Source organism: Streptomyces sp. NRRL S-495 (assembly GCF_000966955.1).
Taxonomy (GTDB): Bacteria; Actinomycetota; Actinomycetes; order Streptomycetales; family Streptomycetaceae; genus Kitasatospora; species Kitasatospora purpeofusca.
On sequence record NZ_JZWY01000711.1, the window covers coordinates 1 to 7610 of the forward strand.

The 7610-nt window shown below is 71.8% G+C and carries 5 protein-coding genes and 1 pseudogene; 3 read left to right on the forward strand and 3 right to left on the reverse strand.

Features of this window, described 5'->3' with window-relative positions; genetic code table 11:
• Both VR45_RS50245 and VR45_RS50735 read right to left on the reverse strand, forming a co-directional pair.
• On the reverse strand, positions 1-552 hold a 552-nt coding region (locus VR45_RS50245; protein ID WP_286163553.1), incomplete at its 3' end, for a polyketide synthase.
• Positions 455-1426 (reverse strand): annotated as a pseudogene (locus tag VR45_RS50735) (beta-ketoacyl synthase N-terminal-like domain-containing protein); the annotation flags it as partial. The pseudogene VR45_RS50735 and the gene VR45_RS50245, both read right to left, overlap by 98 nt.
• Positions 1427-2137: 711 nt before the next feature.
• Here VR45_RS50735 and VR45_RS31470 point away from each other — a divergent pair.
• The 3 genes from VR45_RS31470 (at position 2138) to VR45_RS31480 (ending at position 6535) form a co-directional block, all read left to right on the forward strand.
• On the forward strand, positions 2138-2842 hold the full coding sequence (locus VR45_RS31470) for an alpha/beta fold hydrolase (protein WP_045943287.1): 705 nt from the start codon (positions 2138-2140) through the stop codon (positions 2840-2842).
• Complete coding sequence (locus tag VR45_RS31475) at positions 2839-3663, forward strand: SDR family oxidoreductase (protein ID WP_045943288.1); 825 nt, start codon at positions 2839-2841, stop codon at positions 3661-3663. Before VR45_RS31470 ends, VR45_RS31475 begins: the two co-directional genes overlap by 4 nt.
• A 967-nt stretch (positions 3664-4630) precedes the next feature.
• The gene (locus VR45_RS31480; protein ID WP_052709515.1) at positions 4631-6535 is read left to right on the forward strand and encodes an amino acid adenylation domain-containing protein; all 1905 of its coding nucleotides are present in this window, start codon (positions 4631-4633) and stop codon (positions 6533-6535) included.
• Between the two features lie 60 nt (positions 6536-6595).
• Here VR45_RS31480 and VR45_RS31485 read toward each other — a convergent pair.
• Positions 6596-7610: MFS transporter (locus VR45_RS31485; RefSeq protein WP_045943289.1), on the reverse strand; the 1015-nt coding region annotated here is incomplete at its 5' end.

The following is a 7610-nucleotide window of genomic DNA, read 5'->3' on the forward strand; positions in this document are numbered from 1 at the left end:
GATGTTGCCCTTCACCGAGCCGAGCAGGCACGGCTCCTCGCGGGGCTTCCCGTCCTCGAACGCCTGGTTCAGCCCGGCGACCTCGATCGGGTCCCCGACCCGGGTGCCGGTGCCGTGCGCCTCGACGTAGGTGATGGACGCGGGCGTGACGCCCGCGGCGCGCTGGGCGGCCCTGACCACCTCGACCTGCCCCCGGACTCCCGGCGCGGTGAACCCCGCACGGTCCCGGCCGTCGTTGTTCACCGCGGAACCGCGCAGCACGGCATGGATGTGGTCGCCGTCGGCGATGGCCTCGGACAGCCGCTTCAGCACGGTGATCCCGCACCCCTGACCGCCGACCACCCCGTCCGCGGCCGTGTCGAACGGGCTGCAGACACCGGACGGCGAGGTGATCCCGCCGACCCGGTATCCCGCCGACCCGGTAGTTGTCCAGCTCGGCCGGCAGCCGCACCGAACTGCCGCCCGCCAGCGCGAGATCGCACTCCCCGGCGAGCAGGGCCCGGGCGGCGAAGTGCACCGCGTACAGCGAAGTCGCGCACGCCGCCTGCACATTGGCGGTCGGCCCGCGCAGCCCCAGCTTGTAGGCGATGCGACTGGCCAGGTAGTCGCTGGTGGTGCCCATCAGGATGTCCCAGGTGGTGATCGACCGGTCCTCCTGCTGCCTGGCCCGCAGGGTCTCCGTGTAGGAGGACAGGCTGCACCCGGCGTAGATGCCGATCAGGCCCGGGAACCGGTCCGGGTCGTAGCCGGCGCCCTCGATCGCCTCGACCGCGCACTCCAGCAGGACCCGGTGCTGGGGGTCGGTGAGCAGGGCCTCGCGCGGGGTGTAGCCGAAGTAGCCCGCGTCGAACCATTCCGGCTCGTGGAGCAGTCCGCGCGCGGGAACGTACTCGCGCTTGCCGCCGCCGGGGCCGGGGATGCTCTTCGGGGGGAAGCGGCTGATGCTGTCCACGCCGGACACGAGGTTGTCCCAGAACTGGTCGGCGTCCACCGCGTCCGGGAAGCGGCAGGCCAGTCCGATGACGGCGATGTCCGTGTCACGGACCGTGCCGCGGAACGTGTCGCGGTCCGAACCGCCCTCTGCCAAGAGGACTTTGTCCTGCCGGCTGGTCGTACCGGCGGTGGCCGTACCGCCCGTCGCCGAACCGCCCGGGCCCGATCCACCCGGGCCCGAACCACCCGTGGCCGATCCGTCGAGGAAAGCGGCGCACGACCGGATCGTGGAGTGGATGAACAGTTCGGGCAAGGTCGGACGGACACCCGTACGTTCCGCGATCTGCGCCCGCACCAGCTGCATGAGCATCGAGTACCCGCCGACTTCGAAGAAGTTGTCGAGTACCCCGACCTCGTCGAGTTCGAGCACATCGCACCAGATGTCGGCGAGTATCCGCTCGGTCCGGGTGACTGGGGGCTGGCGGATGCTCATCGCCTCACACCCCGACCGTGCCCGCTTTCATGATCAGTGAATATCGCCCAGCGCGAAGAAGTCATCACACCACCCGGTCCGATAAATCCTGTAAACCCTGGAAGCTTTCCCGATGCACTCCGTGGTGATCCACCATAACCGCGAGTATAAGCACGCCGACTCCGGCGGGAACAAGCGCCATCACCGTTTGTCCGCCGTCCCATCACGTATTTGACAATGTCTCACGTGGCACCTCCGGCAGGAAGTCGGCGGTGGATCCGAGCAGCGGCGGGGCCGATTCGATTGCCCCCTCCGCATTTCCCGCCGGGCGGCGGACGGCGGAGGGCCCGGCACCACGTGAGACAGCGTCCTCCGGCTGCGACCCTCCCGAACGGAAGGAGCGAGCTGGGCGAACGCCGAGCGGGATGGCACGGGGGGCGGTTCGTCGACACTCCAACAAGTGGTGATCTCGGGTGAACACACGGACGAGAGCCGAGGTTTGCGGGGGGCCGGGTGATGGGTAGCCCGAGTGCCGGCGGCACCGAACCGGCAGTCCGTTCGGCGAACCCCCGCCCGGCGCCGCGGGCCGCGGGCCGACAGCTGCCATCGAATACCGGCCAGCGGCACCGACCGATCGTGGTCGGTGGAGCCGTCCGTGGGTTACGCTGCCGAGCGGCACCGGGACTTTGGTTATCAGGAAACTTCGTGAATGACGAAGAAGGATGAGGACCCATGAGTGCACCACAGCCGATTCTCGCCTGCCTGCCTTTCGCGGGCAGCGGCGCCGGTTTCTTCCGGGAATGGGAAAAGCTGGGAATACCGGATGTCACACTGCTTCCGGTCCAGCTGCCGGGGCGCGAGGAACGATTCCTGGACGACCCGTTCGCCGAGGTCGCCGACGCCGTCGCCGAGCTGACACCGAGGATCCTGGCCGACGCCGGAGAGCGGGCGGACCTCGCCCTGTTCGGGCACAGCCTCGGCGCGGTGCTCGCCTACGAGATCGCCAGGGAGCTCGAACGGATCGGTCACCCCGGACTGCGCCACCTGTTCGTCAGTGGATCACCGGGGCCGCAGGACGGACGGACCGAGCGGGCCACCGGCCTGGCCGACGAGGAGTTCATCGCCGGGGTGCAACGGTTCGCCGGCTACCGGCACGCGGCCTTCGACGACCCCGAACTCGTCGAGGTCCTGCTCCCGATCCTCCGCGCCGACGTCGAGATGCACGAGAACTACCGGCCGAGCGGCACCGAGCCGCTCTCCGTGCCGATCACCGCCCTGCGCGGCGAGCAGGACGAACTCGTCTCCCGCGCGCAGGCCGAACAGTGGGCCGGGGCGACGAGCGGTCCGTTCTCCTACCGTGAACTCCCCGGCGGCCACATGTACTTGGTCGACGATCCGGAACGGCTGCTGCGCCTGACGGCCGCGAGCACGAGGTGAGGCTGACCGGTAAGGCCGTGATCGTCACCGGCGCGGCCCGCGGCCTCGGCCGTGCCTGCGCGCTCAGGTTCGCCGAGGAGGGAGCCGACCTGCTCCTGCTGGACATCACCCGGGACCTCCCCGATGTGCCCTATCCACTCGGATCGTCCGGCCAGTTGGCACACACGGCCGCCCTGTGCGAACGCGCGGGCGCCGCGACCGTGACCGCCGCCGTCGACGTACGGGACGCCCGGCAGTGCGCGGCGGCGGTCGACCGGGCACTCGACCGGTTCGGCACGGTGGACGTCCTGGTCAACAACGCCGGAATCGCCTCGCCCTCCGGGAAGATCGCCCACGACATCACCGAGCGCGAGTGGTCGCTCATGCTCGACGTCGACCTCTCCGGCGCCTGGCGGATGATGAAGGCGGTCGCACCGGTGATGGTCGAGCGCCGGGCCGGCAGCATCATCAACGTGTCCTCGACCGCGGGCACGGTCGGGTACCGGCACTTCGCGAGCTACGTCGCGGCCAAGCACGGGCTGATCGGACTGACCAGGGCCGCGGCGCTCGACTACGCCCCGATGCGGGTACGGGTGAACGCGCTCTGCCCCGGGTCGGTCCGGGACGATCCGGTGCTGGAGGGCCGGATGCTCGCCGAGATCGCCCGGTCCCTGGAGGTCCCGGTCGCCGAGCACGAGCAGATCTTCGTCCGGGACCAGCCGATGAACGCGCTGATCGAGCCCTCCGACATCGCGGACGCGGCCCTGTGGCTGGCGGCGGACGATTCCCGTCAGGTCACCGGCAGTGTGCTGACCGTGGACGGCGGCTTCACGTCCCGATGACTGCGGACGACTGCGGACAACTCCGGACCACTCCCGATGACTCCCGATGACCAGGAGGCCCCCGTGACGACATCGACGATCGACGAGCCCGCCGCCGGGTGTCACAGCCTCGTGCTGCGGCTCCCCGCCGGCGCGGATCCGCAGCACCTGCTGTCCGGAGCGACGCCCGATCCGGTCCGGCTCTGGCAGACCTCGGTACCGGCCGACGCGGACGAGCCGATGGCCGAGGAGCGCAGACGCGCCGAGTCCCTGCGGCCGATCCACCGGGACGGCCCTCCGCTGCGGGCGGTGGTCCTGCGGTACACCGACGGAACAGCGGACCTGGTCCTGGTGGCCGTCCGCGCAGCGGTCCCGCCGGCCGCGCTGCGGCGGATCGTCCGGCGGGCGTTGGGCGGGCCGACCGAGGATGGTGGCGTGCTGCCCGGCGTACTGCCCCGGCCCGCAACCGCCGGCCGGCCAGGCCCCGCGCCGGGCCCCGCGCCGCGCCGCGGGCCCGAATGGGGCCTGGGCGACCCGGAGCTGCACGGGATCGTCGGCAGCGCGCGAATCGATCTCAGCGGCCTCGGCGCACAGGCCGAAGGGCTCTTCCTGCCCGCGATCGCCCTGGCCCTGAGCCGCTACGGCGGCGGGAACCGCGCCGAGCTCGGCGTGCTGGACCTGGGCGACGGCACCGGCGACGTCATCCGGGTCCACGTTGTGGAGGAGCACCCGGACTGCTCCGGCGCGGAGTTCCTCCACCGGTTCGACCCGGAGCCGGTCACGCCAGCCATGCCGGTCACGCTGGCCACAACACAGGAACCGCCCGCGGTCGGGGTAATCCTGGGCCCCGCCTTCGAGGAGGGCCACTACACCGCCGCCCTCGCCCCGGTCTTCCCGCTCACCGTCCAACTGGACCGGGGCGCCTCCCACGCGACCTGCCGGTTCGACCGGGGCAGCGTGGACGCCGCCCCTGGCCGACCTGGAACTGGTGCCGCCCGCCGAACGCGAGGCGATCCTGCGGGCGGGCGGGGCGGGTGCCACGACGCCCGTGCGGGGGCGGATCGACCGCGCCTTCGAGCAGGTGGCCGCCGCGCGGCCGGACGCCGTGGCGTTGCTGGCCGACAGCGACCGGCTGACCTACCGGCAACTGAACGACCGGGCGGACGCGGTGGCGGCGGGCCTGTCCGCGCTGGACGTCGCGCCGGGCAGCCTGATCGGTGTCTGCCTGGAGCGGGACGCCGAACTGGTGGTCACCCTGCTCGGCGTGCTCAAGGCGGGCTGCGCGTACGTGCCGATGGATCCGCGCTACCCGGCGCAGCGCCTGCGCTTCACCACGCAGAACGCGGAGGTTCCCGTCGTGGTCACGTCCGCGGCGGAGTTCCCGTCCGTCCCCGGGGTTCGGCTGCTGACCCCGGCCGCGCTGACGAAGCTCGGAGCCGACCGGGCAACCACCGGCGGAAGCCCTTCCGACGGGAGTGGCGACGAGGGCGACGGCCCCGCCTACGTGATCTACACCTCCGGTTCCACCGGCACGCCCAAGGGCGTCGTCGTGCCGCACCGCAATGTGCTGGCGCTGCTGCGGGCGACCGCCGAGGACTTCGCGCTCGGCCCGGACGACACCTGGACGCTGTTCCACTCCAGCGCCTTCGACTTCTCCGTGTGGGAGATCTGGGGTTGCCTGCTCACCGGCGGCCGCCTCGTCGTCGTGCCCTACTGGACCACTCGTGACACCGAGGAGTTCTACGACCTGCTGGCCGAGCAGCGCGTCACGGTGCTGAACCAGACGCCGTCGGCGTTCGCGCAGCTCGTCCGCACCGATCAGCGCGTCCGGGGAGAGCTGGCCCTGCGGCTGGTCGTCTTCGGCGGCGAACCGCTCGACGTACGCATGCTGGCCCCCTGGTTCGCCCGGCACCCGGTCTCCGACTGCCGGGTGGTCAACATGTTCGGCATCACCGAGACCACCGTGCACGTGACCGCCCAGACGGTGACCCCGCGGGAGGTCGCGGCGGGGTCGCGGTCGGTCGGCCGTCCGCTGCCGGGGTGGTCGGTGTCCGTCCGGGACGAGCGGGGCCGGGTCCTGCCGCCCGGTGTCCCGGGTGAGATCTACGTCGGCGGCGCGGGCGTGGCCGACCGCTACCTCGGCCTGCCCGAGCTGACCGGGCAGCGGTTCGTCCTCGACGAGGCGACCGGTGAACGGGTCTACCGCAGCGGCGACAAGGGGCGGCTGCACCCCGACGGCCGCCTCGACCACCTCGGCCGGCTGGACAACCAGGTCAAGGTGCGCGGGCACCGCATCGAACTGGACGAGATCCGCACGGTGCTGCTGGGCGCGCCCCGGGTGACCGCCGCAGCCGTCGTGGTCAACCGGGACGAGCCGGACGATCCGGCGAGCAGCCGGATCGACGCCTACGTCGTCCTGGAAACCGTCGCGGGGCGCGCCGCGGACCCGGCGGAGGTGCTCGCGCACGCCAAGGCGAAACTCCCCGACTACATGATGCCCACGACGATCACCGCGGTCGCCGGGATCCCACTCACGATCAACGGGAAGCCGGACGTCTCCGGCCTGCCCGATCCGCGCGGCGGCTCCGCCCTCGTGCCGCCCGTCACCAAGGAGCTCCCCGGCACCAATGAGCTCCCCGAGGCCCCGGAGTCGTCCGCCTCCGGTGGAATCGCCGACGACATCCTGAGCATCTGGAGCAAGTTCCTCAACACCCCGGTGGGCCCGCAGGACAACTTCTTCACCCTGGGCGGGAACTCCTTGCTGGTCGTCCGGGTCCTCGCCGCGATGCGGGAACGGGACCTGCCGAGGGTGTCACCGAAGCAGCTCTACGAGCACTCGACGGCGGCGCAGTTCGTCGAGTACGTCCGACAGCTCGCCGGGGCCGACCGGTGACCCCGGCCGGCTGACCCGACGCGCACCGACCCCGCCGGCACCGACCCGGCGCCGGCGGGGTCAGTCGATCCGGGCCGCCCGGGCCGCGGCCACGGCCACCAGCAGGCCCAGACCGACACAGGCCGCGCAGACGAGGAACATCGTCCGGTACCCGGCGGCCCCGGCGACCAGTCCGAGGGAGCCGCTGCCGGCGGCGAGGCCGACCGTGAAGCAGGCACCGAAGGTCGACAGCGCCGTGGCGCGCCGGCGTTCGCTGACCGAGCGGACCACGAACAGGCCCAGCATCGGGTAGATCTGCCACATCCCCACACCGATGAGCACACCGCCGACCACACCCAGGCCGAGGCCGTCCGCCATCCCGAGGAGCGCGACCCCCAGGGCCTCGACGAGGAACAGGCCCGCGAGCTCCACCGGTCGGGTGGGCTCCCAGCGGATCCAGCTGCCCGCCACCCGCAGCAGCACCACGGTCAGGGTCAGGGAGTAGGCGGTGACCACGACCGCTCCCCCGGCGATGCCGAGGGCGTCGAACTTCGCGACCGCGAAGCTGGAGACGGCCGCGAAGCCGAACGCGGTGAAGATCAGCGCGACGCTGGGCAGGACGACGCCGAGCAGCGCGGAGCGGCCCTGCTCGACGCCGGCCCGCTCCGAGGTCGAGGAGAGTCTCACCTCGGGTACGTACAGGGCGATGGGGATGACGAGCAGGGCGATCAGTCCCGAGATCACGAAGGTGCTCGCCGTGCCCACCAGGTGCTCGATCAAGGAGCCCAGCGGCGCGCCCAGGCCGATGGCCACGTAGTTCACCGTGCCGCCCAGGCCCAGCGCCCAGCCCTGCCGGTCCTTGGCGACAAGTTGCACCGGCCAGACCCCGACCGCGGCCAGCATCACGCCCATGCCGACGCCCAGCAGCATGCGCAGGCCGATGAGTTCGGTGATCGACCCGGCGAGCGGATAGCAGACGGTGGCGAGCGCGGCCAGCACCGTTCCGCCGATGGTCAGGGCCCGGGTGCCGAGGCGGTTCATCAGCACGCCCGACACCGGGCGGGCCAGCAGCGCCGTCACCGCGTAGCCGCTGATC

Bases quoted from the DNA above. Each gene is read 5' to 3' on its own strand.
- VR45_RS31470 (WP_045943287.1), top strand. From the start codon at position 2,138: ATGAGTGCACCACAGCCGATTCTCGCCTGCCTGCCTTTCGCGGGCAGC.